Origin of the sequence: Cupriavidus phytohabitans (genome assembly GCF_000426345.1) — a bacterium.
Classification (GTDB): domain Bacteria; phylum Pseudomonadota; class Gammaproteobacteria; order Burkholderiales; family Burkholderiaceae; genus Cupriavidus.
Window position 1 is genome coordinate 20,015 of the sequence record NZ_AUFE01000041.1, and the last position, 26,907, is coordinate 46,921.

Annotated in this window: 19 protein-coding genes; 9 read left to right on the forward strand and 10 right to left on the reverse strand. The window is 55.4% G+C overall.

The window, feature by feature from the left end:
- The first annotated feature begins 270 nt into the window (after nt 1-270).
- The 6 genes from K309_RS0123930 (at nt 271) to K309_RS0123960 (ending at nt 11,890) form a co-directional block, all read left to right on the forward strand.
- Entirely contained in the window at nt 271-1,830 is a 1,560-nt protein-coding gene (locus K309_RS0123930) for a class I SAM-dependent DNA methyltransferase (protein ID WP_029048764.1), read from the forward strand.
- Entirely contained in the window at nt 1,820-3,184 is a 1,365-nt protein-coding gene (locus K309_RS40250) for a restriction endonuclease subunit S (RefSeq protein WP_084402517.1), read from the forward strand. The genes K309_RS0123930 and K309_RS40250 overlap by 11 nt, the downstream gene beginning before the upstream one ends.
- Nucleotides 3,185-3,191: 7 nt before the next feature.
- On the forward strand, nt 3,192-6,278 hold the full coding sequence (locus K309_RS0123940) for a type I restriction endonuclease subunit R (RefSeq protein WP_029048765.1): 3,087 nt from the start codon (nt 3,192-3,194) through the stop codon (nt 6,276-6,278).
- 72 nt (nt 6,279-6,350) lie between these two features.
- Nucleotides 6,351-8,819 carry a DEAD/DEAH box helicase gene (locus K309_RS37235; protein WP_035878280.1) on the forward strand — a complete coding sequence of 823 codons (2,469 nt, stop codon included), beginning with the start codon at nt 6,351-6,353 and terminating at the stop codon, nt 8,817-8,819.
- Between the two features lie 195 nt (nt 8,820-9,014).
- Entirely contained in the window at nt 9,015-10,514 is a 1,500-nt protein-coding gene (locus K309_RS40255; protein ID WP_084402519.1) for an AAA family ATPase, read from the forward strand.
- A 65-nt stretch (nt 10,515-10,579) separates the two neighbouring features.
- A complete protein-coding gene (locus K309_RS0123960; RefSeq protein WP_051320579.1) occupies nt 10,580-11,890 on the forward strand; it encodes a hypothetical protein in 1,311 nt (436 codons plus the stop codon).
- Between the two features lie 184 nt (nt 11,891-12,074).
- Here K309_RS0123960 and K309_RS44055 read toward each other — a convergent pair whose 3' ends face one another.
- The 10 genes from K309_RS44055 to K309_RS0123995 form a co-directional block, all read right to left on the reverse strand.
- A complete protein-coding gene (locus K309_RS44055; protein WP_084402520.1) occupies nt 12,075-12,623 on the reverse strand; it encodes a Mov34/MPN/PAD-1 family protein in 549 nt (182 codons plus the stop codon).
- A complete protein-coding gene (locus tag K309_RS44060; RefSeq protein WP_084402521.1) occupies nt 12,620-13,228 on the reverse strand; it encodes a ubiquitin-conjugating enzyme E2 in 609 nt (202 codons plus the stop codon). Before K309_RS44060 ends, K309_RS44055 begins: the two co-directional genes overlap by 4 nt.
- The gene (locus tag K309_RS41880) at nt 13,225-13,485 is read right to left on the reverse strand and encodes a hypothetical protein (RefSeq protein ID WP_156914439.1); all 261 of its coding nucleotides are present in this window, start codon (nt 13,483-13,485) and stop codon (nt 13,225-13,227) included. Before K309_RS41880 ends, K309_RS44060 begins: the two co-directional genes overlap by 4 nt.
- A 1-nt stretch (nt 13,486) precedes the next feature.
- Nucleotides 13,487-14,611 (reverse strand): HesA/MoeB/ThiF family protein, encoded by a 1,125-nt coding sequence (locus K309_RS40270; RefSeq protein ID WP_084402522.1) that lies wholly within the window; start codon nt 14,609-14,611, stop codon nt 13,487-13,489.
- On the reverse strand, nt 14,608-14,853 hold the full coding sequence (locus K309_RS44065; RefSeq protein WP_029048768.1) for a J domain-containing protein: 246 nt from the start codon (nt 14,851-14,853) through the stop codon (nt 14,608-14,610). The genes K309_RS40270 and K309_RS44065 overlap by 4 nt, the downstream gene beginning before the upstream one ends.
- A gap of 1,305 nt (nt 14,854-16,158) precedes the next feature.
- Nucleotides 16,159-17,310 carry a hypothetical protein gene (locus K309_RS0123975; RefSeq protein WP_029048769.1) on the reverse strand — a complete coding sequence of 384 codons (1,152 nt, stop codon included), beginning with the start codon at nt 17,308-17,310 and terminating at the stop codon, nt 16,159-16,161.
- Nucleotides 17,311-17,319: 9 nt separating this feature from the next.
- Nucleotides 17,320-19,167: a hypothetical protein gene (locus K309_RS39280; protein ID WP_051320580.1), complete on the reverse strand. Its 1,848-nt coding sequence runs from the start codon at nt 19,165-19,167 to the stop codon at nt 17,320-17,322.
- Between the two features lie 2 nt (nt 19,168-19,169).
- Nucleotides 19,170-19,976 carry a hypothetical protein gene (locus tag K309_RS0123985; protein ID WP_029048770.1) on the reverse strand — a complete coding sequence of 269 codons (807 nt, stop codon included), beginning with the start codon at nt 19,974-19,976 and terminating at the stop codon, nt 19,170-19,172.
- A complete protein-coding gene (locus K309_RS0123990) occupies nt 19,976-21,415 on the reverse strand; it encodes a hypothetical protein (RefSeq protein WP_156914440.1) in 1,440 nt (479 codons plus the stop codon). Before K309_RS0123990 ends, K309_RS0123985 begins: the two co-directional genes overlap by 1 nt.
- Before the next feature lie 225 nt (nt 21,416-21,640).
- Nucleotides 21,641-22,384, reverse strand: coding sequence for a DNA/RNA non-specific endonuclease (locus K309_RS0123995; RefSeq protein WP_232232469.1), 744 nt, complete (start codon nt 22,382-22,384; stop codon nt 21,641-21,643).
- A gap of 889 nt (nt 22,385-23,273) precedes the next feature.
- On the opposite strand from K309_RS0123995, the gene K309_RS37245 reads away from it, so the two are divergent.
- From K309_RS37245 to K309_RS0124010, 3 genes are all read left to right on the forward strand, one after another.
- Nucleotides 23,274-23,477: a hypothetical protein gene (locus tag K309_RS37245; protein ID WP_035878283.1), complete on the forward strand. Its 204-nt coding sequence runs from the start codon at nt 23,274-23,276 to the stop codon at nt 23,475-23,477.
- Between the two features lie 70 nt (nt 23,478-23,547).
- Complete coding sequence (locus tag K309_RS0124005) at nt 23,548-25,410, forward strand: DUF262 domain-containing protein (protein ID WP_029048773.1); 1,863 nt, start codon at nt 23,548-23,550, stop codon at nt 25,408-25,410.
- A 171-nt stretch (nt 25,411-25,581) separates the two neighbouring features.
- Nucleotides 25,582-26,433, forward strand: a complete 852-nt coding sequence (locus tag K309_RS0124010) for a hypothetical protein (RefSeq protein WP_156914441.1) — start codon at nt 25,582-25,584, stop codon at nt 26,431-26,433.
- Nucleotides 26,434-26,907 lie beyond the last annotated feature (474 nt).

Genomic DNA, 26,907 nt, shown 5'->3' on the forward strand with positions numbered 1-26,907 from the left:
GTGAGTGGTCCACAGTTTCGAGGGGCGGCATTGAGGGGCGTTACAGCTAGGTACACCGCCTCAGTGCTGGCTGCAAATTTGTCGTCGCGCGTCCAACGCCTGGCGAGGTGGCAGACATGACTGACTGATGAGTAAGTTCGCGCACCAACTGTTGTCGACGTCGGACTGGACGTCAATATTTTGGGTCGCCAGACGGGAGTATGGTACTGCCGATGAGGGTCTGGCCTCATAATGGTGCCTTCGCTCAAAACACCCCCCCGAAGCGCCTCAATGCTCGACGACATCAGGAAAACCCTCTGGGCCGCCGCTGACAAGCTGCGAGCCAACATGGACGCCGCCGAATATAAGCATCTCGTCCTCGGCCTCATCTTCCTCAAGTATATTTCCGACACCTTCGCCGCCCGGCGTGCCGAGCTGACGCGCCGCTTCGCTGACGAAAACGACGAGTATTTCCTCCACGACTGTGACGATGAGGTGCTCGCGGATGAGCTGGAAGACCGCGACTACTACAAGGAAGTCAACGTTTTCTGGGTCCCCGAGTCTGCCCGCTGGGAGAACCTGCGCAGCGCGGCGAAGCAGACGGACATTGGCAAGCGCATCGACGAGGCGCTGGCTGAAATCGAGGGTGAGAACCCCAAGCTCAAGGGCATCCTGGACAAGCGCTACGCCCGCGCGCAGTTGCCCGATGGCAAGCTGGGGGAACTGGTCGACCTGGTTTCCACCATTGGCTTTGGCGCGGATGCCAGCCAGGCGCGTGACGTGCTGGGCCAGGTTTACGAATACTTCCTCGGTCAGTTCGCCAGCGCGGAGGGCAAGAAGGGCGGCCAGTTCTATACGCCGGCATCTATCGTCAATACCTTGGTGGCCGTGCTCGCACCCCACCATGGGAAAGTCTATGACCCGTGTTGTGGCTCCGGTGGCATGTTCGTCCAGTCGGAGAAGTTCATCGAGGCCCATGGCGGCAAGCTGGGGGATGTGTCCATTTATGGACAGGAATCCAACCCCACCACCTGGCGCCTGGCAGCCATGAATTTGGCTATCCGGGGCATTGATTACAACCTGGGCCGGGAACCGGCGGACACTTTCGTCCGCAATCAACACACTGACCTCCGCGCTGACTTCGTCCTGGCCAACCCGCCGTTCAACGTCAGCGACTGGTGGCACGGCAGCCTGGAGGGCGACCCTCGGTGGGTCTATGGCACGCCGCCGCAAGGCAATGCCAACTACGCCTGGCTGCAACACATGCTGTATCACCTAAAGCCCAATGGCCGGGCCGGCATCGTGCTCGCCAACGGCTCGATGAGCTCAAGTCAGAATAGTGAAGGCGACATCCGCCGAGCGATGGTGGATGCCGATGTGGTTGAAGTCATGGTTGCCCTTCCGGGGCAGCTCTTTTTCAACACCCAGATTCCAGCTTGCCTGTGGTTCCTCGCCAAGCAGAAAGTCGCCCGAAAGGGTGAAGTGCTGTTTATCGATGCGCGCAAGCTGGGCACCATGATTAGCCGAGTTCAGGCCGAGCTGACCGATGAAACCATTGAAAGGATTGCCAATACCGTCGCCGCTTGGCGGGATGAGGCTGGCGAAGGGGGCGGCAAGTACGAGGACGTTCCAGGCTACTGCCGAAGTGTGAAGCTGGCAGAGATTGCCGAGCACGGTCATGTGCTGACCCCGGGGCGCTATGTCGGCGCTGAGGAGGTCGAGGATGACGATGAAGCCTTCGCCGACAAAATGCAGAAGCTTACAGAGAAATTGGGCGAGCAGATGGCGAAGGGTGCAGAGCTGGACCAGTTGATTCGGCAGAAAATTGGGGCGCTAGGATATGAGTTCTGAGTTTTTGGTTTCCCCAATCGACTGTCCGAGCTCATGGCGGCTCGTTCGCTTGAAAGACATATCGACAAAGATTGGCTCGGGCGCAACACCGACCGGGGGCCAGGCCGCGTATCAAGAGAAGCGCACCAATTATGCATTGGTCCGTAGCCAGAACGTGTTCGACCGGGCGTTCTCTAACGACGGTTTGGCTTTCATATCCGACGAACAGGCTGCTGGGTTGCGAAATGCGATGCTAAAAAAGGATGACTTGTTGCTGAACATTACCGGTGACGGGGCTACCTTTGGGCGCGCATGTCTGGTTCCCGAGTCTGTCTTGCCTGCATGTGTAAACCAACATGTATCTATAATTCGTCTGGACAAAACGCAGGCAAATCCAGGCTACGTGCTAAGCTACCTCACTCATCCTTTAATCAAGGCTTATATTGAGGGATTTAATGCCGGAGGGTCGCGAAGGGCTATCACTAAAGGCCATATAGAGTCGTTCGTCGTTCCCCTTCCCCCCCTTGCCGAGCAAGAGCGGATGGCGGGGATTCTTGACGCTCTCGACGAGCGAATCTCCCTTCTGCGTGAAAACAGCACCACGCTGGAAGCCATCGCCCAAGCGCTGTTCAAATCCTGGTTCATCGACTTCGACCCCGTCCGCGCCAAACAGAGTGGTCGGGTCCCGGAGGGCATGGACGAAGCCATCGCTGCGCTGTTTCCAGATGCGTTTGAGGAATCGGAGTTGGGGCTGGTGCCGAAGGGGTGGAGGCCATGCCCGGTGTATGAATTGGCGAGTTATATCAATGGTGCTGCATACAAGGCTTTTGACCCCAACGCTGAACGTCGTGGATTACCAATAATTAAGATTGCCGAATTGAAAGCCGGCGTTACATCCCAGACGGCGTACTCTGATGTGGAGATGTCGGAAAAATATCGCATTCGACTAGGAGATATTCTATTTTCGTGGTCTGGTAATCCCGATACGTCCATTGACACGTTCGTTTGGCATCACAGCGAAGCATGGTTGAATCAGCATATCTTCCGCGTGGTCCCGCATCGCGCAATAGAGCGGTCATTTGTCCTCCAAACGCTCAGGTACTTACGGCCGAAGTTTGCTGAGCTGGCTCGCAACAAACAGACTACAGGATTGGGGCATGTAACTGTTGCTGATATGAAGCGACTGCGTGTTGTTCGACCCGATGAGACTGTCATTAGTCTTTTCAGTGAGATTGCCGGCCCAATTTATGAGAAGGCCTTTGAAAACCAGACGCAAGTCTCATCCTTGGTAGCTATTCGAAATACCCTTCTTCCCCGACTAATATCCGGTCAACTCCGCCTCCCTGAGGCAGAAGCAGAAGCCCTCGCAGCCTGAAGCCACCATGACAGAAGACCAACTGGAAAAGGAAGCGCTCGGCTGGCTCTCCGAAGTCGGCTATGACACGATTTTCGGCCCGGACCTCGCTCCCGATGGAGCGAACGCCGAGCGCGCCGACTACCGCCAAATCCTGTTGGTTGAACGTCTACGCTGTGCCATTGCGCGCTTGAACCCAAGCATCCCACTGGCTGCCCGCGAGGATGCCGTGCGTCAAGTTCAGGACCTGGGTGTCCCCGTTCAACTCTCCGCAAACAGGCGTTTCCACCAAATGCTTGTCGGTGGTGTGCCGGTCGAATACCAAAAGGACGGCGAAACCCGCGGCGATTTCGTCCGCCTTATCGACTGGAGCAACCCAGCGGCCAACGAATGGCTGGCTGTAAACCAGTTGTCCATCAAGGGCCCGCATCACCCAAGGCGACCAGACATTATTCTGTTCGTCAATGGCCTGCCCCTGGTGCTGCTCGAGCTTAAGAACCCCGCCGACGAGGTCGCCGATATCTGGAAGGCCTACAACCAGATTCAGACTTACAAGGACCAGATTCCCGACGTCTTTCAATACAACGAAATCGTGGTCATTAGCGACGGCTCGCAAGCGCGCATGGGCTCGCACTCGGCTAATGCCGAGCGCTACATGCAGTGGCGCACTATCGATGGCGTCACCCTCGACCCGCTCGGCCAGTTCAATGAGTTGGAAACGCTCGTCCGTGGAGTGCTGGCGCCAGCTTACCTGCTGGACTACCTGCGCTTCTTCGTGCTGTTTGAGGACGACGGCACCCTGGTAAAAAAAATCGCCGGCTATCACCAGTTCCACGCAGTTCGCGCCGCCATACGGCAAGTAGTGTCGGCTTCCCTGCCCGGCGGCAGCCACAAAGGCGGCGTAGTCTGGCACACGCAGGGCAGCGGGAAGAGCATCACCATGACGTGCTTTGCCGCCCGCGTGCTGCAGGAAGCGGCGATGGAGAACCCAACCATCGTTGTCATCACTGACCGCAACGACCTCGACGGCCAGCTGTTCGGCGTGTTTTCGCTGGCGCAGGAATTGTTACGCGAGCAGCCCGTGCAAGCGGTCACGAGGCAAGACTTGCGCGACAAGCTGGCCAACCGGCCCTCAGGTGGCATCGTCTTCGCCACCATCCAGAAGTTCATGCCAGGGGAAGATGAAGATACCTTCCCCATGCTCTCGGACCGGCACAACATCGTGGTCATTGCCGACGAAGCCCACCGAACCCAGTACGGCTTCGAAGCCCAGCTCAAAGGGAAGCCTGGGCAGGAGAAGTACCAGGTCGGCTATGCGCAGCACCTGCGTGATGCGCTGCCCAATGCCACATTCGTCGCCTTCACCGGCACCCCAGTCTCAAGCGAGGACCGCGACACGCGCGCCGTTTTCGGCGACTACATCCATGTTTACGACATGCAGCAGGCCAAGGAGGATGGCGCCACGGTTGCCATCTACTTCGAGTCCCGCTTGGCCAAGCTGTCGCTTAAAGCTGAGGAGCTACCTCAGATAGACGCGGAAGTGGACGAACTCGCCGAGGACGAGGAAGAAAGCCAGCAGGCGAAGCTGAAGACCCGCTGGGCCGCCTTGGAAAAAGTCGTCGGGGCGGAGCCTCGCGTCGCGGCTGTCGCAGCTGACCTTGTAGCTCATTTCGAGGAGCGCAATAAGGCACAGAGCGGCAAAGCCATGGTGGTCGCCATGAGCCGCGAAATTTGCGTTCACCTCTACAACGAAATCATCAAGCTACGCCCCGACTGGCACGACTCCGACCCGGAGAAGGGTGCTATCAAAATCGTGATGACGGGCTCGGCCAGCGATAAGGAGCTGCTGAGGCCACACATCTACAGCGGCCAGGTCAAGAAACGCCTGGAAAAGCGCTTCAAGGACCCTGTCGACCCGCTGCGTATGGTCATCGTGCGGGATATGTGGCTGACAGGCTTCGACGCGCCGTGCGTCCATACCCTGTATGTGGACAAGCCCATGAAGGGCCACAATTTGATGCAAGCCATTGCCCGCGTGAACCGGGTTTTCAAGGATAAGCAAGGTGGCTTGGTAGTGGATTACATCGGCATCGCCAATGAGCTGAAGAGCGCGCTCAAGGAATACACGGCCAGCCACGGACGAGGCCGGCCCACCGTCGATTCCGCCGAGGCCTATGCAATCTTGGAAGAGAAGCTAGACATCCTGCGCGGCATGCTCCATGGCTACGATTACGGCGATTTCCTGACCAGCGGCCACAAGCGCCTGGCGGGCGCTGCCAACCATGTGCTGGGCCTGGAAGACGGCAAAAAACGCTTTGCCGACACGGCGCTTGCAATGAGTAAGGCGTTCACCCTCTGCTGTACCCTGGACGAGGCTAAGGCCATCCGAGAGGAAGTGGCGTTTATGCAGGCCGTTAAAGTCATCCTGACAAAGCGAGAGCTCAGCGAGAAGAAGCGAACCGACGAGGAGCGGGAGCTGGCTATCCGGCAAATCATCGGGTCGGCTGTGGTATCGGAAGAAGTGGTGGACGTTTTTGAGGCGGTCGGCCTCGACAAGCCGAACATCGGCATTCTCGACGATGCATTCCTCGCTGAAGTTCGCAATCTGCCGGAACGCAACTTGGCGGTGGAACTGCTGGAGCGATTGCTGGAAGGAGAGGTCAAGAGTCGCTTTGCGGGCAACGTAGTTCAAGAGAAGAAATTCTCCGAGATGCTCGCCAATGTGGTGAAGCGGTACCAGAACCGGGCCATTGAAACTGCCCAGGTCATCGAAGAACTCATCGACATGGCCAAGAAGTTCCGAGCAGCTGCGAGCCGGGGCGACGAACTCGGTCTGTCCGAGGACGAGGTGCGTTTCTACGATGCTTTGGCTAACAATGAGTCCGCCGTTCGAGAGCTTACCGATGAGACGCTAAAAAAGATTGCGCATGAGCTGACTGAAAACCTACGCCAGAACATCACTGTTGACTGGTCGGCGAGGGAAAGCGTTCGGGCGAAGTTGCGGCTGCTGGTGAAGCGCATCCTGCGGAAATACAGGTACCCGCCTGACCAGCAGGATGGGGCTGTGGAACTGGTGCTGCGGCAAGCGGAGGCATTGGGGGAGGCGTGGGCGTAGTGCGTCAAGCCATTGATGCCTCAGTTGTACGTTTCGAATTTCGTCGGCAGTTGAATGAGATGGGGATGTGAAATGCTGGATTTCGATGCACTGAATGCAGGCGGCGTTGGTGGTCCGCTCCTTGAGCCACGCAAGATTTTCACCACCTTGCAGCGGTCGAGCAAGTTCCGGCGTCCATCGGATGAGCAGGGGGAAGTATTAGACGCTTGGTTTAGGGCTCGGACCCAGCGAGATACGACCATTAAGATGAATACCGGCTCTGGTAAGACGCTTGTCGGCCTGCTAGCGCTGCAAAGTTGCTTGCAGGAAAAGATGGGTCCCGCAGTTTTCATGGCAGCCGACAATTACCTTGCCGAGCAGGTTCTGGCCGAAGCCAAAGATTTGGGTGTCCCCGTAACCCAGGACGAAACTGCCTCAGCTTTCTTGCGTGGGGAGGCAGTCTTGGTGGTCAATCCTCAGAAACTGTTCAATGGCAAGTCCGTGTTCGGGCTTGGCGCAAGCGCGGGAAAGATTGCCATTGGTAGCATCGTCATTGACGATGCTCATGCTTGCATTGCAAAGATACGGGACCAATTCACTCTCACCATTAGCAAAGATAACCAGGTATATAGCGAGTTGATGGCCTTGTTCCGAGATGATTTAAAGGAGCAAAGCGTCGGCGAGCTTCTAGACTTGGAGGCAGACGACCCGCAAGTCGTGCTAGAGGTGCCTTTCTGGGCGTGGCAAGACAAGCAGGATGCGGTGCTACCAAAGCTTCATCCGCTGCGTGATGCAGAAGACCATAAGTTTAAATGGGCTTTGGTTCGCGACGTGCTCCCCCTTTCTCAGTGTGTGTTTGGCGCAAGGCAGGTTGCGATTGCACCACGCTGTTTGCCAGTTGATGTTATCCCGAGCTTTGCCAGAGCGAAGCGACGGATTTATATGACGGCAACTCTAGCGGATGATGGCATGCTCGTATCGGATTTGGCTGCTGATGCACAGACAGTGGCAGCGCCAATAAAGCCAGCAGGCGCTGGTGACATGGGAGACCGGATGATTCTTGCCCCACAAGAAATCAATCCGCAGGCTACTCTTGAGGAAATTCAGGCTTTAGTGGTGGACGTTGCGCACCAATACAACGTTGTCGTAATCGTTCCCTCGCACAGGCGAGCCGAAGACTGGTCCGCATTGTCGCAAATGGTTTTAACACGTGAGAACTTGTCTGCAGGTGTGCAGCGCTTACGCGAAGGGCACGTCGGCATCGTCACCATGGTGAACCGATATGACGGTGTGGACCTGCCAGACGATGCGTGCCGACTTCTGGTCATTTACGACCTGCCACAAGATAGCGGAGTGCTGGAGAGAAGAGAGAATGTGTTACTCGATGGCTCGACGCTTCTCAAGAGAAGACAGATTCAACGCATCGAACAAGGTATGGGGCGAGGTGTTCGCTCGAGTGACGATTACTGCGTGGTTTTGCTCGTTGGCGGGCGCCTAACCAGCGCTATCCATGGAGGAGACGCGCTTGACATGATGTCGCCGGCGACGAGAGCTCAAATTGAGCTCGGCCAGCAGGTCACCAAGCAGTTGGTCGGTAAGTCGGTGGCCGAACTTCGTCCGGTCATCTCTCTTTGCTTGACTCAAGATGCGCATTGGCGTGAGGCTAGCAAGCGTCGGCTGGCCCAAGCGCCTGGTAGTGGTGCTGGATATATAGACCCAACTGTGGTCAAGCGTCGCCGCGCATTTGATGCCGCAGTGGCCGGAGCTTATGGCGACGCCGTCAAGGAGTTGGCGACCGCAGCAGACCAAGAAGAAGATAGGGTCGTCAAGGGCTATCTGCTGCAGCAAGTGGCCGAGTACCAGCACCATAATAGCCCAGCACAAGCCCAAATGACATTGGCTGCTGCCGTGAAGTTGAATCGGTCAGTGGTTAGGCCATTACAGGGCATTGAGTACCGTAAGCTCAATCAGAGTGGAGAGCAAGCTCAGCAGGTGGCAACTTTCCTTCTGCAACGATTCGTCGAGGGAGCAGACCTGGTAATCTGGAAGAATGGACTACTTGAGGACCTACTCTGGGGCAATGAGTATACGTCACGCTTTGAAGCCGCGTTGCAGGATGTTGGGTGTCTTCTCGGATTCGGTTCGCAACGCCCTGAGAAGGACGTCAAGAAAGGGCCAGATAACCTGTGGGCTGTCGGTGGCACAGACTACTTCGTAATCGAATGCAAGACGGGCTCCAAGAGCGATGACATTGCTAAGAGCGATGTGGACCAGCTTGCTGGTAGCGTGAACTGGTTCTCACAGAACTACGGTAAGGACTGCTCTGCTATTCCCGTGATGATTCATCCGCGTACCAGATTAGACAGGACGGCTTCCGCCCCTGCGGGAATGCGGGTAATGAGCGAATCGGAACTCCAGAGCTTTAAAGACGCTTTATCTAAGTTCGTGACAATGCTGGCGTTCGCTCAGCATTCGGATATTTCCGCGATAGCAAACGCTCTGATTCAATTTAAGCTTACAAAAGACCTCTGGATTGACACGTATACTTCGCGTGCGAGGTAGGCTCGGGCGCTCGCAGTCGGAAAATGCCTGATGACAAGACGGTGGAGAAGGCTGTGCTCAAGCGGATAATGTGCATAATCTGTACATCTAGAAAAGCCCGCCGGCGGAACGACCCCACGAAAGAGAACGGGAATACTCAGGCTGAGTCAAGGTTGTTGCGCCCAATACGAAACATTCGGTGTTAAAAAAACAGAAATGCCAATCAGTCAGCAAAAGCTCATCAAACTTGAGGTTGAAGAGCTGAAGAATCTTAGGGATTTTGAGCTTGATTTTCAGGCGGCACCACTTACGGCGATTATGGGAACGAACGGGTCGGGAAAATCTACCGTTCTTCACGCGCTAGCTTGTGCCTACAGTCAGCCAGAGGAGCAAGAGGCTTATAAATTTCCGATGTTTTTTAAGCCGAGTACGGACGCTCTATGGGCGGGGAGTGCGTTCGCAATTCATTATGAACAACGAGATGGTGTAAATTATCAGCGGAGTTTAACGCAGAGGTATTCCAAGGCAGCAGACCGGTGGGCTCCGCGATACGACAAGCGCCCGGAGCGTTCCGTGAGGCTCATTACAATCCGAGAGTCTGTGCCGGAGGTCGAGACTCTTGGAATAAACTCAATGGTTCATTATCGAAGAAGCAACCTCGATGGCGACACACATAATCGCGTTCGCGAGGCCGCCGGACAGATTCTTAATCGACATTACGCCGAATACCATCGAGTTCACTACCAACGTGGATGGCGTCCTTCGATTGCTGTCAGGGCAGGGAATATTAACTATTCGGCGCTTTCAATGAGCGCAGGCGAACAGCGCGTCTTTAGAATTTTGGATGCTGTGTTTTCAGCGCCGAATTATGCGCTAATTCTTGTAGATGAGATTGACATCTTCCTTCACCAAGATGCACTGAAGAAGCTTGTCGACGTATTGCATGAGCATTGCGGAGAAAAAAATAAGCAATTGGTCTTCACCACCCATTTTCCACCAGTTGCGGACATGTACGAGAAGGTGTCAGTTAGAACGCTTCATCGAGTCGCAAACAAGACACTGGTCTGGCTAGGGTACTCCTATGATGCCCTTCAACAGATAACTGGTCAGATGCAACGCCCACTTCAAGTTTACGTGGAAGATGACGTTGCTGAGGCGATAGTTCGTGAGGTCGCAAGGCCGCTTCGAGTAAGAGCGTACCTGAGTGTGGGCCGATACGGTTCCGGTGAGAATGCGTTTTCTCTGGGAGCCGGCCTAGCCTTGTCAAACGTAGACCTGAACAGGTGTCTCATTGTTCTCGACGGGGACATAAATACATCGAAAGGTATCCGTAAAATCAAGGTAGCAAAATTTCTAACAGGAAACGAGCCGGGAAGGGATACTCAGCGAAAACAGCTTCGAGGAATTATTCGCCCTCTCCGCACGCCTGGCCTAGAAGTGCCAGAACGAGTACTACACCGATTGGTTACTCAACTTGATGATGCGGTGGTTCCCCCGGGGGATGTTCAGTTTGTCCAAATCGTTCGAAACGTCGTGAACGTACTGGACCGGCACGGCTACGTTGGCGAGATTGTGCGTTTAAGCGGTGAAACAAGAGCCTATGCGCTAGCCAAGATGGTTGAACTGGCTAGCCTAAGCCCTGGCTGGGCACACTACACACGGCTAATTCGTACGTGGCTGTCGCGGCAACGCGATGCGCTCAATCTTCAGAGATAGGCTGGTACTCCAAGGACGGAGCACAACGCGCACGGATGACAGAACGGTGGAGCAGAATGTCACGCATGTACGAACAAGAAGCTCCCTCTGGCAACGGCCAGTCTCAGGATGCGAGCGCTGAAACACCCTCGGGCGCAGTCAGTCGTGAGTCGCTCTACGAACTCGTCTGGTCTGAACCGATGCTAAAGGTGGCCGCAGGATTTGGCGTGTCATCCAGCTACATGGCAAGGGTATGCACATTGCTCAATGTACCGCGCCCCGAGCGTGGATATTGGGCGAAGTTGGCTGCTGGCAAGTCGGTCAAGAAGCCGAGTTTGCCGGATGCGCGTCCAGGAGATGAGCTCGTGTGGTCTCGCGGGGATGGTCACCAGGAAGTCACTCGACCACTGCCGAAACCACCGTCTAGCACGCCCAGAAGGCGAGTCATACCCAGTAAGCCAAAACTTGCCGAACACCCTCTACTCGCTGGGGCAAAAGCTATCTTCGAAGGTGGGAGAATTGGCCACGGCGCGGGGTATCTGAAGCCGACAAAGAAGTTGCTCGTCGACGTCGTCGTAACCAAAACAGGTCTCGATAAAGGTATTTCGTTTGCCAACAAGCTCTTCCTCGCCTTGGAAGAGGACGGCCATCGCGTTGTTATCGCCCCGCATTCAGAGCGGCTTACGCGGAAGGATTTCGATGTGCGTGAGGTACCTCGGAAGGACCATAGCTACCGTGACCAATGGTCGCCAATGCGCTGCACGGTTGTCTACATCGGTACTGTGGCCATCGGACTCACAATTGTTGAGATGTCAGAAGAGGTCGAGGTGAGGTACGTTAACGGGAAATACGTGCGTCTCGGCGAGTATGTTCCTCCGAAGCGGGGACCCGACCATGGATGGACCAGCAAACAAGATTTGCCAAGCGGCCGCTTCTGCTTGCAGGCCTACTCTCCATACTGGCGCGCCGAATGGAGTATGCAATGGCGAGAAACGCGGGACCGTGACATCGCAGGTCTCGTTCCGGTCATTGTGAAGGAGCTGCGGCGGTCGGCTCCGGAGGTCGCTAGGTTAGCCGCGGAGGGCGAGCGGCAAGCTGAACTTGAACATCAGCGCTGGGAAGCCCAACGCGAGCAATGGCGCCGAGAGGAAGCGGAAAAGCGAGCGGCGAAGGCATTGAAGGACAGTATGGAGGAGCTCCTTCAAATAACTGACGGCTGGGCTCAGTCGAGGCGATTGGCAGAATTCTTCTCCGATGCCGAACGTAGTTTGAAAGACTTGGGCACCGATGAACAGAACAAGATGCGTGAACGCCTAAAACGAGCTCAAGAGCTAGTTGGCAGCGTCGAGGCACTAGAGCGCTTTCGCTCGTGGAAGGCGCCGGAGGAGCGCCAGTAATGGGCGGGCAACACAACGCGTGAGTCAGCTGAAATTTTTGGGGGTATTCTCCAATTCGCCGGTACTCCGGCGGTCTGATATTTAGTCTGAAAGGGCCTCCGGAAGATTTGGGTGGGAGGTCACCGACTTCGAAGCAGCCAAGCTCGTCAGGGGGGGCGAGCCACGCTGGCAGATGTAACACGCCCTACACTCGAACGCGCACCTGCTGTGGGACTAGCGGCTGCGATTCGGCGCCTACGAACCATGCTTCTTCATTTCTTATTGGGTCAACAACGAGCCCAAGGCTGTAGGGCTCCCTAAAGAAGCTTCTTTGCGTGGCGCGGTCAGTGCTGCTGAAAAAAGCACCTAGATTAGGGTGGGTGTGGTACCACCCGACAACGTTTAGGTTGGCTCCTCGGTAAGCTGCCGCCTCTTGCCAAACGCGAGGGCTCATATTCAGCGACACCGACGTCGAATGAAAATGCTCGCTTGGCACAGCCCGAATTATCTCAACGGCCCGGACTTCGCCCGCTTCACCTGCGAAGACCCTTCCCACCATGAGCCCCCCAAGTTCAACGTTATCAGATTTTGCATGCTGCCATATTCGGTCGGCCACATCTGACTGTAGCAATACCACGGGCATAGTCCACTCGCGCTCCTTAAGCAGGCGTATCGCGTCGACGAAACCCAGGCGAGGAGCCAAATCTGAGATTGAAAGCGGTTTTGCGTCTGGCGGCAGGTCGTTCCATCTCATGTGGTTACTTGAAACTGATGAGAACACTTCGGACAAGAAACCTCACCCGCCCTACCGCTGGGAATCCTAAGACTCACTTTACAGTTTGAGCATTGAACAATGACGCGGTCCAGGGTGGGGCCGGGTTCCGTCCTCAAGGTGTTTCGCGTCGTTGGAAAGGAATTGGGGTGGGCACGCAGCGCAGTTCGGTACCACTCGACAGCAGCCCCATTTGCAGGGGAGCGCTCGTTCAAGACTTCTGGCTCAAAGGTGATAATCTGAATAATACGCCTTACAAGTAGGTCCAATCCATGGCTCGGCAGCCACTTGGTCCCCAAGCATATCTTGCCACTCTGGAAAACGTTAGGGTGAAATATTGGAGTTGTGATTACCGCATTCGGCTCTACGAATGGGTATCTACTCATGAGTTCAATCTTAACGGTGGTTGTATTTTGTATTCGTGACGGATAATCACGCGATGGCGCAGTTGGATAGGCCAACTCTATGTCGATTCGTTTTGCCGGCTTACCACTAGTGCCAGCCACCCGAACGCGTCCATTGGTTTGCCTGGAAAGCTCGGACAACTTTTGTAGGTCCTGAGCGATACGCTCCTCAATTACACTCATGGGGTCACTCCAGCGACTAATACCGGCTGCACCTCAAGAATATCCCCATCTTTCACACCACTAGCACTTAGAGCAGTTGTTGGGACCAGTGCTCGCCCTTCACCCGTATGAACGAGAGAATAATCTGTATCAGTAGGGAGATTCCAGTTGTCGACTGCCGCCTGGATAATGTCTGCACCCAGATTATCGGGGCGAACGGCGATTTCCGCTTTGCGAGTGAGGTCAGCCGTTCGCAGTATGACTTTGATTTCCGCCATATCACTTCTCCAAATCAAGCACGTATGTTCTGTTGTCCTGCTGAAACCACACAAATTTCGATGGAAGCCGTTTGCCCAAATACGGGCCAACAAGTTCGGAGATGCTGAAATTGTCCACAATCTCGACTTCGACGCTGTCCTCGTTACAGTTCGGGCACCACTGTAGCCGGGTGTCATAACGAGATGCTCTCTCGAACATGAGGCTAGAGTCGCCCGATTCGCCGGAGCAGTTTCTGCATTGAGCGCGTATGATTATAGGGTCACTTACGTAGATTGCTACGTCATCGTTCTGCCCCGCTATTGACGCGAGCTCATCGGTAACGATTGGGCTAGAAGATGTCACAGTTACTTTCCCGACGAGTCCCCTGCAGCAGGCACAATCAATGTTCTTGCCTAGTTCAGAAACTGTCATTCGACCGGAAATCGAGTCGACAAACAGGCGACGTGCTCGCAGCTGGCCTTCTGTAGGACCAAGTCGTAAACCAGCGGAAACAGCATGTGCGGCGGCAAGACTAGATGTAACAATAGTTGTTGGAATCTTGCGCTCGACGTGTGAGATACGCTTCAGCCACCCGCAAGAATAGCGTTCTCGAATACGTTTATAGGCAGACAGAGGAAGATTGCATTCGTAGCATGCACAACCCAGCAAATCTCGAAATGGAAATATCTCCACCATTGCTGACCGACTGTCAATGCCAGCATTAACAAGATTTGTGCCACTAAAACGACACAATTGATTGAGCTTGATACGTGCGTCGAAGTTGTCTACGCAACAAAAGACGACCGCATACTGCTCCATGCCGGACAAGGTCATCCATTCCCAAAAATCTCCTGGGAAGGCCTCGACGTCCACGGAGGAATCGAGCTCGCGTATCTTTTGCGCAGCTACAATGGCTTTGTTACTACCAACGTCCGATTCCCTAAATAGAACACTACGCGTAAGGTTATGAAGCGCAATAGTGTCGAAGTCATATAAATGCAGGGAACCAACACCGAGCAAGGCGAGGTTCTTCGCAACTTCGTTCCCCACAGCACCACAGCCGACTATTGCGTAGCGTGACGACTTGAGTGACTCTTGCGAGAACCAGTCAATGAGGCTATGCCTCTGATATCGGTCAAACCTCATCTCTTCTTATCCGACTGAATTGCTTCCATCGCAAGGTTTAAGAGCTTCGTTACCTCTTCACCGTGCGCTCGCATGAACGGGTCGGCCTGGTCCGGATGATACAAGCGGACTTTAGTGCGGAACGCTCGCTTTACCACGTCTAAAGATGCGTTGGGACTGACACCGAGGAGTTCATATGGGGAGAGCTTTCGTAAGTCGTCGAGGCGACTCTTGTAACCAATGTCAAGATTGGTCCATTTCATCAATGCACCCCTAGAATCATGCCTGGCTCAGAAACAATAATTTCATAGCCGTAGGTCTTATGTTCGACAATTAGCCCACGAACTCGAACACGTTTGCCCTCAAGTGAGAATATAAACGGCTTACCACCAACTGCCCGTACTGCGCCCCGGAAGAAGACCAACTTAAACCCTTTACTCCAAGACTTTTCCTCAAACATCACCGCGAAGTCGTTCCCACGCCTGCTTTCACGAACGCTCGGTACGAAACCTTCGAAAGTAACAACTCGACCGACATGCAGATGATAGTCGTCTAACGTCACGACAGCCGGCGTGTAGTCCTTGCCACTACGTGGGCGCTGACCCTCCGCGACTGAAAGTAGCGTATTCGCTTGGCAGGCAACGCATCTTCCGCTGTTCTCCGCGCGAAGCAACTCTACGCTATCTGCGTGGTAGAAAACTTTGCAGGAGGTGCATTGGAATAGCCCCCTTGCGATGTCTAGCGCAGCGCCCGTGAGGGCATCGTGTAGGCCCTTCAGGTCCAATTCAGGGGTTGTGCCGGTAGTAGAGGACCCAGCGGAGGGCGGATTATTAAACTGTATGCCAGTGGTTCTTTTTGCTGCAGGCGACGGCCGGAATGTAGTCGAGTTCTGAGGTTTACGGGAAGTCTCGGGAACATCCCGAGATGAATGAGGTTGTCGAGTTGCCGGAGGTTGCGGACGCGAGGTGCTTCCACGCTGCTTGTCGCCAAACAGCGCGCGTATTAGCCACCAAATCAGAGTGATTGCGACAACACCAACAAAAAATGTCATTTTTCTTCTTGTTGTGCAAATACCACCATATCATACTCGACAAAGCAGCACTTTGTGAGATGAGGGAAATAGTATCCTATCAAGTTAGCCGGAAATTTCACCTAGCCCTATGCTCGCCAGCGAGAGCGAAATTACCCAGCAGAAAAGCCCCTTATCTAGGCAGCTTTCATTCTTGCAGCGAAACGCGACTCCATAACCCGTTTGGGTTGTTTGCTTGAAGCGGCAGCGGCCACCCTAACAGTGAACGCTTTGAAGCACAGCTCGGAGTAGGTCCATGAAATATCGAGGTGGGCCAGTTGAGGTTAAGCGGCATGCTCACGGGGAGCGCCAGAGGAGCGTTACCTTCCGTCGGCCACCACGTCGTCCCTTGCGAGGTAAGGGCGGGGCTTCCTGCCGCTAGTCCCCCGGAGCTGATGGCAGCCGGTGCCGATGATGTAGTCCTGAGTGCACCTGCCCAGAGGCGTAAGCTTATCGCCACAAACGCGGTGCATTGCGGAACAGCTGCCCAGGAAGGCCGCTATCGGCGTGCTTCAACTTTGTAGAAATAGTTCTCGACCATGAGGCGCGCTCGGTCAGACTGCACGGCGTCGGAAATTGAGCTCTTCAACTGGACGTAGTGTCTGCACTCGGGGTCCTGTGCCTTACTCCAATTGAAGATACCCTGAATCTTGCTCGCGAACGCTTGATAAGAATGTGCTCCGGCCAGCGCGCTATCGATGCCGGGCAGCGCTCTCGCAGCTCCTTCTCGACGCGGAGGCCAGGCTGATGCGATGACCACGGACTCTGGGCGAACTTCGACAGCGAACAAAAATTCTACCTTCCCGCTTTCATCGGCCCAACATGGTGGGAAGTCCCGACCGCCACGAGCGTCGAGCCGATTCTTCAGAAATGCAACCTGTCCGCGTAGGTCGGAGTTCTCCTTCTTGATGGACTCAGGGCTTTGGCCTCCCTTTGCCAAGTCACCGAACCCTTTTGCTGCCGCAACCACCTCTTGGACTATCTGGGCTTCCTGACCGGGCTTTAGGTCTCGGTCGAGCTTGTCCTCGAGTTGCCTGCGAAGTTCTGCAGTGGTTGCGATAGCCTGTCGGACTATATCCATGGCTACCTTGTCACGAGCGCCTCTCACCGAGGCAGTCTTGCCTTCCACTGCAGTGGCTGCTCGTACGCCAGAGGATGAGAGAGCGTTTGTCGGCTTCGCAGATGAGGCCACGTTCGCCTGCTCTATCGCCGTACGCACTTGTTCCTGTAGTGCGAGGGCCGACATGACTTCCTCTTGAGTAACCCCGGGCCTGCTCGCCTTGGCCGCCCGTTCAAGTTCCTCCTTCAATTCGGTAAGAGCGGTCAGCTTAGCGTCGAGGTCTTCAACCTGCTGCTTCAGCCTATCACGCTCCGCACGAGCTTGGTCCGCTGCGATTAACTTGGTGATTACTTCATCAGGACTCGACACGCCTGCTGCTTGGAGCGCGTTTGCAAGCGAAGACCTTGCGGCATCGAGTGCTGCCGCAGCTTGCTGCGTCGTCTGTACCTTCGCCAGGTCGGCTTCAGCCGCTAGCCTACCGCTCTGCTCCCTGAATACAAGGTAGCCAAGCAGGAGCAGCAGGAGGAACGATACGGTAAATGCAATCTCCGTCAGCGAAAGCTGGAAGACTTGGTCATTTCGTTGCGCCACATGAAGTCCTCAAGTTCCCGGAGCGCGGGGTAAAAAAGACTGCGGTGCGGCTCCGGTTGCCGCTTCTGCACCGGAGTCTTCTCCATTCGGTCGCTTCAAATCGACCGCATTTGAAGCACTAGTTATTGAATAGGCGCTCGTACCGTTGCCTGGGGCTTGCGGTTGTGCAGCTGTGTGGCCTATTGCCGAATGCGGAACTTCCGGAGACGAAGAACTCAATGCTGAGCGCAACCCATGCGGATACAGGCCCGCTACGGATGACGCTGGAGGCTCGACCACAACCTTCACATGCTGAATTCGAGATGCAACATCACGCAGTTCGGAGCTTTGAGCTTGCATCGTCGCGTCCAGAGCCGAGAGTTGTCGAACCATTCCTTGTAGCTGGTCGATTGCTTGGTCAACTCTGTTAACAGCTGTTGTGGCCTGCTCACCTAGATTGGAGAACAACTGAACTGCCTTCAAATCCGCGACGGCAACGGCTTCCAGCTTGCCGGCTACAGATTGTGAACTTTCGGCTGCGGCAACCATATTGGCAGAGGCGGATTCAGCTGCTGCCGTACTCGCTAGCAGCTTTGTCGAGATGGTCTCTGCGGCGGCGTTCGTTGCGGTCGTGTTCGCCTCAATCTTCGTGGCCACGGATTGGGTGGCCTGAGCTTGAGCATGCAGCTTTTCTACAATACCAGAAAGCCCCAATTCAACTGTGCGTCGGGTCTCGGCGCCGTCGGAAATCACTCCGGCGACTCGGGCAGAAAGTTCATCTGTGGCAGTGTTGCTGGCGGTAACCCCGGCCAGTGTTCCAGCCAAGGCTTCGTCGACCTTGATGAGGGTCGCGCCAAGTTGCTCCAACGCGGTTAGCTGCCCTTGAGCGGTGTCGAGCACTGCATGCTGTTGCTGGGCCAGTTTGAGTACGGTCTCAAGCGAGTCTTCGGTCGCTCCGGCTTTGTCTTTCAGCTTCTTTAATGCGACTGACAGCACAACCGTGGATTCGCTGACTTCCTGGAAGGAAGTCTTAATGCCCCCGGCCAGCGCCGTCGAGCTTGTCTTCAACTGAGCTAGCGGCTCATTCAAGTGTCGCGCAAAGTAGTCGTCCGGGAAGGTTGTGGTTTTAAGCCTTTCGGTGACCGCATCGGTGAATGCCCCGACTTTGGCTTCAATGCTCGCAAGGTTCGCTCGCATCCCTTGGGCGTAGCCATCGACCGAGTTGGACAAGCGCTGACTTGCGGTCTTGACCTCTCCAAGAGCCTGTGTGAACGCATCCTGGTTCCTCGTTGTTAAGTCTGCAAAGAATTCGGCGAGCTTCTCCGCGTGGTTCTTGGAGAGGTTCTCGACCTGCATGTTGACTCGTTCGACTGTAGTTTTGGCAGCTGTGTCAACCTGAGATTCGAAATCACGGAGCCGCTCCAAGGCAATGGTTAGTTGCTCGGCAAATTTACGGCTGGCGTCAAGAACCGCATCTTCCGCGTCGGCGATTGCATCAGCCACGTCCTTTTTGAAGCTGACTAGATACACACGAACACCTAGGCCAAAAACTGTGCTGACCATAGCCGTGCCAAAACGAACAGCAATGTCCTGAATCCTTGTGCCGATGTTCGGGAGGTCGAACAGGCAGAAGATGATGGACGTGATGGTGAAGATGAACCCGAGGTAGTAGCACGTGTCCGCGAACTTATCGTCAGTCACGTCGTTATCCCGCCTGAAGCACCCAAGGAAAATATAAGCGCCCATGACGAGCAGCGGAACTGCCAAGCCCAATATCCATGGGTCTTGCAGTTTCCATCCTAGGAAAGAGGACCCAACCTTGAGAATGAGCGCGATTACGAACAGCTTCTTGACTCGGACATCAAAAATGCTCCTCATGATTAGCCCTCGAGCGGTCTGACGGCCACGATGCGGGCCCCTGCCTTGGAAAAGTAGTCCTCCCAGAACTTTAGATTCTTCTTTGTCTGAAGTTGTGGGCTGTTCATGAGGTAGTGCAAGTCAACCTCTACATCGCGGAGTTCAGGTTGCGCCTTCTTCCCATAATCAGTTGCGGCGAATGTCGCGTAGTCAACTGGTCCTTTGTACATGGTGAACTGGGGCGTATTGTGAAGCATGTCGGACACGATGATGAGTCGACGCTCCCCTTTTACATCGTGCTTGTGATAGGCGTTTATGCCCACCAACTGAAGCATTTCAAAGACTGGTGACCACTTTGCGGGTTGACTCGAAATAAGCGACTCGGACTGCTTGAGCACTGGTTCCATGAATTTCAACCGGTACTGAGCCTTAAGCCTCTTTAGGTTGGCCGTTAGTTCGCTCTTGTCCGAACCGTCACCGGGATTGCACAACTCCACCAGCGGGGCAGCTGTCTCCTTGAAATCCTCGCCAAGGACAAACACTGATAGGAGATAGCCCTCTGGAATCCGCTTCTCCACCAGCTCTTGGATGATGACGGAGAAGGCCTGCTTCTGGGTGAAATTGAGCGGGTCCGTTTTGTCGACCATCAAGACGTAGTGACCGACAGGTCCGTCGGGAGGGCACATCGTCTCGGGATTCAAACCGTTGGGACGGCTCTTCATGTTGTAGCCCACAACACCCAAGCCAGCTGCAACCACTAACAGCGCAAGCGTTCCAAGGACAAGTTCCCGCGTGCGGCGTTGTCGCCCACGCCTTCCTAGCTGCGCCATTAAGCAATCTCCTTGGCCGGGAAATGAGTATCGAGCGGCTTGAGACGGTCAAAGTGTTGATTGAAGGCGGCCTGGATGCGGGCTCGGATTTCCTGCACTTCTGCCAGAAGGGCTTTAACCAACTTTCGCTGTTCTTGCAACTCTGTTTCGTCGGCGGCTGTGCCAAAATCTGGTATTTGAATCGGCCTAAGGTCCGGCTGCCTGTCGAAGTACGTGGGTCGCTGTAGCCCCCTGCGATGAAGCTCGTTCTCGGTTCGGAATTTTCGAAGAAGGGCGTCCAGCGAATTGTCCGCATCGAGGAGAGCTGTAGACAGTCTCGAGCCCGCCATATGCTTGTCTTTGATGAGCGCCTCAAAAACCGCCACATCTGCCTGGGCGCGCTCGAGCGTCTTGTCAAGCGCCTTCAACTCTTCGTTCTTAAGCTCTTCGAGGTCGACGCGCAACGTGTTGAGTTCGTCGCCATGGTCGTCCACCGCGCTCAGAGTGCGGCGCGAGATGGACCCGTAGCCAGGGTAGAGGTCGTCACTGAAGAGCCCGTCAAACAATGAGGCGATGCCAAAAATCATGCTAATGACAAACAGCGCCCACGAAAAGAAGTCCCGAAGCTGGAGCGGATGCTCAATGAACGCGTCAAGGGCGGCCTTCGCCGGATTTGCAGCCTCCGCCGAGAGGCTGTCGCGGTAATGTGCGATACCCATCCCGACGCAAACCATAACAAGGAGTGAGAATGCAAGCGCTGCGAGCCCCAAGGTCTTGAGAATTGCACGTCTGTGATTTACATAGCGAATCGCGAACTTGCCAAGCATGAACGCAACGGCGACATTGATTGCCGCCATGATGCCGGCCTCGGTGAAACCCCCGAGTAGCCCTGAGTCCAACCCTTGTGCGAAGAACCTAGCGTTGAGGACAGCCTCTACTCCGACCAGCAGAAAGAGGACTGCATATAGAAGGTAAGTCCGGGTTCCAGATGGGAAGTGAGCCTCACGAGTCAATCGATGCTCGGTGCGAAACGCGTCAAGTTCTTCTTTGCTCTTCCTTGCAGTCTCGCCTAACGTCCGAAGGAGGCTGTCTTGTTCTGTCAGAAGTGTGCTCGCCTTACGCTCAAACTCTTTGTCGGCTTGGCGCGCTCGATTCACGTCCCGCATGACGTTGCGCCGGCCTATATCTTGACTGAGAACATTGAGCCGCAGAGCGGCCCAGTCAACGTAATCTTGCCGCGCTTTTTCCACGCGCTGAACCACGCTGGCTTCTGGTCCTGAGATTACCGTTGCGTCCAAGGCGGGCAGCCCTGCCTCGCCAAGACGCTTGGCATCGTCGACAAGACGAAGCTCCTTGGCGAGCTTATCTACCTCCAAGGGATAGAGGTCGGGGTGACCCTTTCGGGGTTTACCCGACCCTGACGATGTGAGCCAGTCCCATATCCGCGCCAGCAGACCCATGAAGAACCCGTATTCTATTGTTCTCCCACGCGTTGACCTCCGCTTCTGCACCGGGGTAACGCTCCTTTTCTTCATTCTACCTATTGATGGCCGCCTTTAGCATGCGGTGTGCCGAAAACAACGAACTGGTTCTCAAAGGTGCACTCTTTTTAGCAACGAGGCCGGCCACCTCGGACCTACAGGCCACTAGGTATCCCCAAGCATAATGAGGCATCGAAATGCCCATCATTCCGCGATAGGGACGCCGGGCAGGAACTCCACACCAGTTCGTTTTACCAATTCACGGTACGAAATAGGGCGTCCAATTCGTACTGAGTCCGAATTCGCAATCCAATGCGCCCAGGCTCGGTGGGTGGTCGGGTCGTAAACGAGCTTGAAGAGGTATTTGGGCACCCAGACTCGGTTGGCACCGATGGTAGGGGCGGCCGTCCCGAACACCGGTCCCGTGATGACATACACATCCCCTTTGGCACGCAGCACATACTTGCGAGTTGCCTTCTCGATGCCGGCCCAGCTCTTTCGATTGTTCTGCGGCGCCTGGGGCACCATGTTGGCGAGCGAGAAACTCTGTGCCATGGCCGTGGCATTCGGCATATCCCCGGCTGGAGCCAGGTGGCCTCGGTCATAGCCCGAGCTCTTGTAGTCATCGAGCTCCGCGCGTTCGGTCCGGGGTAGTCGAGCATCAGCGAAGAAGCGGTTTGTCCGTTCTTCGTCCTGCGCGTCGGCGACCTGCTCCGAATTCAGCCGCTCAGCCACATAGACGGGCGTCTTCGTCGTTCCAGAGTGCAAGACGGCGAAAGCATCAAAACACAGGGCGCGCGGCTTAAGACTTTGGGCGTTCCGGACCTGTGGAGCTGAACCCTGAGCAAAGAACTGTGGGCAACGGTCAAATTCCGTTGCCGCTTGAGCTGGGCCAGCGACGCCTAGGCAAAAGGCAGCAGTTGCGGCCAGCCGTAAAACAAATTGCATTGATTCCATCCTTTGGCTATCTAACCCTTCCAGACTGCGAGGAAGGGCCGGAAGGATAGCACTCGCCAAGCATACTTCAGCAGACTAGCTATGGCATACCCCACGACCTCAAGGACCAGGGAATCCCGCTTGCCTCTTGCGACGGGTACCTTTCCGGCTATGCCGGCGCCAAAGGCGAGGGAGGGAGGACGTCGACGCCAGTTGGAGGTTCTGGATGGTGGCAAACTGCAACTTCCTGCAGCCTACGGCTCAGGAGCATCTGGGTGCTGCACTCTTCACCACGCGTTTCCCTTTGACAAAGCCGGGCCAACTCTGGTTGGAGCGCCAACCAGTTGTCGTCGGACCGAATTTGTAGTGATGGATGGATTGGCGGCAGTGCCGCCAATTGCGACCGTAGGAAGAAAAATCTTGAACGTGGCTTTCAGGACGACCGCTCGATTGTGAGCGATGACTTGCGAGCAAAGCTCGCAGACCAAGGTGCCTGCACTCCAAGCTGACGCGGCGGAACTGCTGCAAGCAGCGTCCTGATGCCAACTGAAAGTGTTGGCTTGCTCAGCAAACACTGGAATCCCATCTCGGTATGCAGAGGGTACAAGGTCAGTTGTGTTGCTCGACCGCAAAATGTACTCCCCCACGCGACACTACGCCGATACAGACGAAGTAGTAGCGAGCTGAGCGCGTAGCACCATAGCAACACCTATCGCATCGAACTAGCCATCGCGCCGACAAGTTCGGTCGCCAAATGTGCTGTGGTAGGCATGACATAAGTTGGCGCTCACTGCCATACGGGTGTTCGTTCACGGAAGGGGCTTCCCTCCAACGTTTGGGTGATGGTTTTCTTAAACCCCAGCATGTATGGTGGACCGCTATACAAACGCCAGTGCCACCCATGGAAGCAGAAAAGACTGTCGCGCTGAGCTTTCGCGTTACTCCCACGATGAAGCGCAAGCTCGAGGCCGCCGCTGCGCAGGAGCGCAGGAGCCTGACCAATATGTTTGAAGTGTTAGTGGACGACTTTTGCCGGATGCACGGCATCAGCGGGGATGATTGTGAAGGCCATCGCACCCCAGACATTGCGTCGCACCAAGGCTGACATTGCGGCTGAGCTATCATCACGTTCGGCCAACAGTCACAAGAAACAGACGAAACTAAAGAGACGACCAATGGATGCAAATGCCATCGCGCTGCTGGACATCTTCGAAAGGAAGATGCGACTCGAAATCCCAATGTTCCAGCGGCAGTATGTATGGGGGCAGGAGCATCAGTGGGAGCCTCTCTGGGAAGACATATCCCGCAAGTTCACAGAGTTCATTGAGGACCGTCGGGACGCGCCAGTCCATTTTCTGGGCGCAATGGTGCTGGACCAGAAGCAGACGCATGTTGGTCGCGTTGAGCGGCGGAGCGTAATCGATGGCCAACAACGCCTGACCACGCTGCAAATCTTCCTTGCGGCATTTCGCGATTTCTGTCGCGAGGAAGGTCTCGAAGAGTTCGCGGAGGAGTGCGAGAAGTACACAGTCAACTCGGGCCGGATGGCAGAACCGGAAGTCGAGAAGTTCAAGGTCTGGCCGACTCTCGCTGACCGTTCGCAGTTCACCGACGTGCTGACGGCGGGCTCGAAGTCGTCCCTCGAGAAAATTCACCCTCTCACTCGTCGACCGTACGCAAGAAAGTTCAATCCCCGGCCCCGCATGGTCGAAGCGTATCTCTTCTTCCATGAGCAGATACTGGCCTACTTCAAGGGCTCCCCAGACGAGCCTCCGGTCGGCGACGAAATCGCGATGGAGCATCGCATCGAAGCATGCTTCGAAGCGCTCAAGACTGCGCTGAAAGTCGTAGCGATTGACCTGGGCGACGGTGACGACGCACAGGTCATATTCGAAACGCTTAATGCAAGAGGTGAGCCGCTTCTGCCTGCAGACCTGCTGCGAAATTACATCTTTTTGCGGGCCGCGCGATATGGCGAAAAGCAGGAAGAACTCTACGAACAGTACTGGTCGACGTTTGATGAGCCGTTCTGGCGTGAAGAGGTGACGCAAGGCCGGCTGCGTCGGCCCCGCAGCGACCTTTTCATCCAACATTACCTTGCCAGCAAGCAGGCTCGGGATATCCCAATTAAGCACCTGTTCGTCGAATACAAGCACTGGGTCGAGCGCGAGAAGCCTTTCTCAAGCGTCCAGGAAGAGCTTGCGGAGCTTGCCCGACAGCGCGACAACTTCCGGAAGATTTCGGTTTCCCACGAATCTCCTTTACTGGGTGACCTGGCGCATTTTTTGAACCTCTTTGACGTCAGCACGGCCTATCCACTGCTACTGGCAATGCTCGACTTGGGTGCCAGTGACGCTGACATGGCCAAAACGGCTAAGATGCTCGAGAGTTACCTCGTGCGTCGGGCGGTTTGCGGCGGTGAGACGAAGGCGTACAACAGAATCTTTATGGCTCTTACGCGGACAGTACGCAGCAAAGGAGCTACTGCCGAGGTTGTCCGCGAATTCCTGACGGCGCTCAGAAGTGCGACTGATGAATGGCCCAGCGACGATGCTGTATCCGCAGCTTGGATGAGCCGCAATGCATACCAATCCCTCAACAATCTGAGGTTGACACACGTTCTGTGGCGCATCAGCGAAACGTATCGGTCGTCCAAATCGGAGAGCGTAAGCACCAACTCTCCGCTTACGGTTGAGCACATCATGCCACAAGGTTGGGTACCTCACTGGCCGCTCGCAGACGGCTCGCAGGGTGTTGAGCATGCGTGGTTCGCCGACGAAGCAGCGCCAGGTGTGCCCGAGAGCCGGCGTCGAAACGAACTGATTCAGACTTTCGGTAACCTAACGCTTATCACTGGAAGTCTTAACAGTGCCTTGAAGAACGGTGCTTGGGCAACGAAGCGCGAGGCGATTCTCATGCACTCGGTGTCACCGATAAACGGTGTGCTCAATCGCTTCCTTACCTGGGACGAGTCGACAATTGAGACACGCGGCCGCGAGTTGCTGGACCGTGCGTTGACGCTTTGGAGCAGAGGCTAACTTGGGCAAATGTAGAGGCGAACTGGTTCTGTACATTAGAAGCAAGCGGTTTAAATCCACATTAAATGTGAGCGCCGAGCGGGTTGCGTTGACCACCGGGAGCTTCTCTGTTGGCCATAGCTAGCCGAGTACTGTGCACTGGTTATGAGAACGCAAACGACAGGTGAATCCATGCCTCGAAACGATGAATCGTCGCTTAGCATTCCAAGTGGCACATTGAATAGCGAACATACTGCGCTAGTGAATTCGGTGCTGCATCGCCTCGGTCGCAATATCATGCTGTTTCAGCAGATAGAATCGGGCTTGAAGTTCATGCTGCCGTTCATGCATCCACAGGGCAGCGCGAGTGGTGGCGATGCGTTCACCAGCTTTCGGGATAAGGCTAAGGGGCAAACACTGGGAAAGTTGGTGGAAGGCTTTCTGGAGTCGACTAAGACGGATAGCGACGCGTTGGCCCAGTATCTCGGTCGCATGGTCGAAGAGCGCAACAAGCTGGTCCACCATTTCCACGAAATGCCGGGGGTCTCATTATTGACTGAGGATGGCTGCCGCGCAGCGCTGCAAGTCCTTGACGACCAGCATCGGGACGCTCAACCGTTCCAGGATATTGTTCACGTGTTCGGCGTTAGCGTGGGTGCAGCATTAGCCAAGTCGAGGTCCAAGGATGATACCGTCTTGACGACCCTATACCAGACATTGAAACAGCGGTTACCAGACCACGTCGAGTATATTGACTTAGCTGACCCGCGTGAAACGAACTGGCCCACGACGCGAATCGTTCGAGCACTCCAGCAGGCTGAGTTGCAGACCGAGCCGGTGAACGGCATGACATCGTTGGCCCGAGCTGGCGCCTTCCTCCATTCGCTCGACGATGGTCTGACTCCGCAAGCGTATGGCGTGGGAAGGCTTAAGCGGGTTCTGCTGTTATCCGATGCCTTCGAAGTCGTCGAGCACTATCCGCACGAGGGCGCAGAGGCCATTACGCTCTACCGCAGCAAGGCGAATGGACTAGCAGAGACATAGAGGAATTTGGCGATACAGCTTCCGAGGCACTAGGCCCTCAACACTCATACAAGCACTCCTGGGCGTCGACGCAGCACGAATCGAGTGGGCGATTCGCCTGAGCGCCTCTGACTTTATCCGTCATCGACCGATGGGCATGCAGGCACAGACTGGTACGATTCGATAGACTTGCATCCGGCGGTAGACAGCCTACACTGAAAACGGACGCACTAGTCGCGCCTCACCGTTGCCGCCACAAGCAGAACTACATCCTGGCAACAATCTTTCCAACGATTACATACGCCATCTCGTATAACGACGCTCGCTAGCCGTTCGCGTGGCTATTCGTCGCGCCAGCCGTAGCCCACACTCTGTTGGGGTAAGCATGGGTCTTCCCGCATCTGCGTCCGGGGAAGGGCATTGGTGCACTTGATTGCCGTCAAGGGCATTGGTGCACTTGATTGCCGTCGCAACCCGCAGATGTGTGCGTCGGAT

Coding starts and splice junctions, on each gene's coding strand:
- K309_RS0123930 (WP_029048764.1), top strand. CDS start 271: ATGCTCGACGACATCAGGAAAACCCTCTGGGCCGCCGCTGACAAGCTG.
- K309_RS40250 (WP_084402517.1), top strand. CDS start 1,820: ATGAGTTCTGAGTTTTTGGTTTCCCCAATCGACTGTCCGAGCTCATGG.
- K309_RS0123940 (WP_029048765.1), top strand. CDS start 3,192: ATGACAGAAGACCAACTGGAAAAGGAAGCGCTCGGCTGGCTCTCCGAA.
- K309_RS37235 (WP_035878280.1), top strand. CDS start 6,351: ATGCTGGATTTCGATGCACTGAATGCAGGCGGCGTTGGTGGTCCGCTC.
- K309_RS40255 (WP_084402519.1), top strand. CDS start 9,015: ATGCCAATCAGTCAGCAAAAGCTCATCAAACTTGAGGTTGAAGAGCTG.
- K309_RS0123960 (WP_051320579.1), top strand. CDS start 10,580: ATGTACGAACAAGAAGCTCCCTCTGGCAACGGCCAGTCTCAGGATGCG.
- K309_RS44055 (WP_084402520.1), bottom strand. CDS start 12,623: ATGAGATGGAACGACCTGCCGCCAGACGCAAAACCGCTTTCAATCTCA.
- K309_RS44060 (WP_084402521.1), bottom strand. CDS start 13,228: ATGAGTGTAATTGAGGAGCGTATCGCTCAGGACCTACAAAAGTTGTCC.
- K309_RS41880 (WP_156914439.1), bottom strand. CDS start 13,485: ATGGCGGAAATCAAAGTCATACTGCGAACGGCTGACCTCACTCGCAAA.
- K309_RS40270 (WP_084402522.1), bottom strand. CDS start 14,611: ATGAGGTTTGACCGATATCAGAGGCATAGCCTCATTGACTGGTTCTCG.
- K309_RS44065 (WP_029048768.1), bottom strand. CDS start 14,853: ATGAAATGGACCAATCTTGACATTGGTTACAAGAGTCGCCTCGACGAC.
- K309_RS39280 (WP_051320580.1), bottom strand. CDS start 19,167: ATGAGGAGCATTTTTGATGTCCGAGTCAAGAAGCTGTTCGTAATCGCG.
- K309_RS0123985 (WP_029048770.1), bottom strand. CDS start 19,976: ATGGCGCAGCTAGGAAGGCGTGGGCGACAACGCCGCACGCGGGAACTT.
- K309_RS0123990 (WP_156914440.1), bottom strand. CDS start 21,415: ATGGGTCTGCTGGCGCGGATATGGGACTGGCTCACATCGTCAGGGTCG.
- K309_RS0123995 (WP_232232469.1), bottom strand. CDS start 22,384: ATGCAATTTGTTTTACGGCTGGCCGCAACTGCTGCCTTTTGCCTAGGC.
- K309_RS37245 (WP_035878283.1), top strand. CDS start 23,274: ATGGAAGCAGAAAAGACTGTCGCGCTGAGCTTTCGCGTTACTCCCACG.
- K309_RS0124005 (WP_029048773.1), top strand. CDS start 23,548: ATGGATGCAAATGCCATCGCGCTGCTGGACATCTTCGAAAGGAAGATG.
- K309_RS0124010 (WP_156914441.1), top strand. CDS start 25,582: ATGCCTCGAAACGATGAATCGTCGCTTAGCATTCCAAGTGGCACATTG.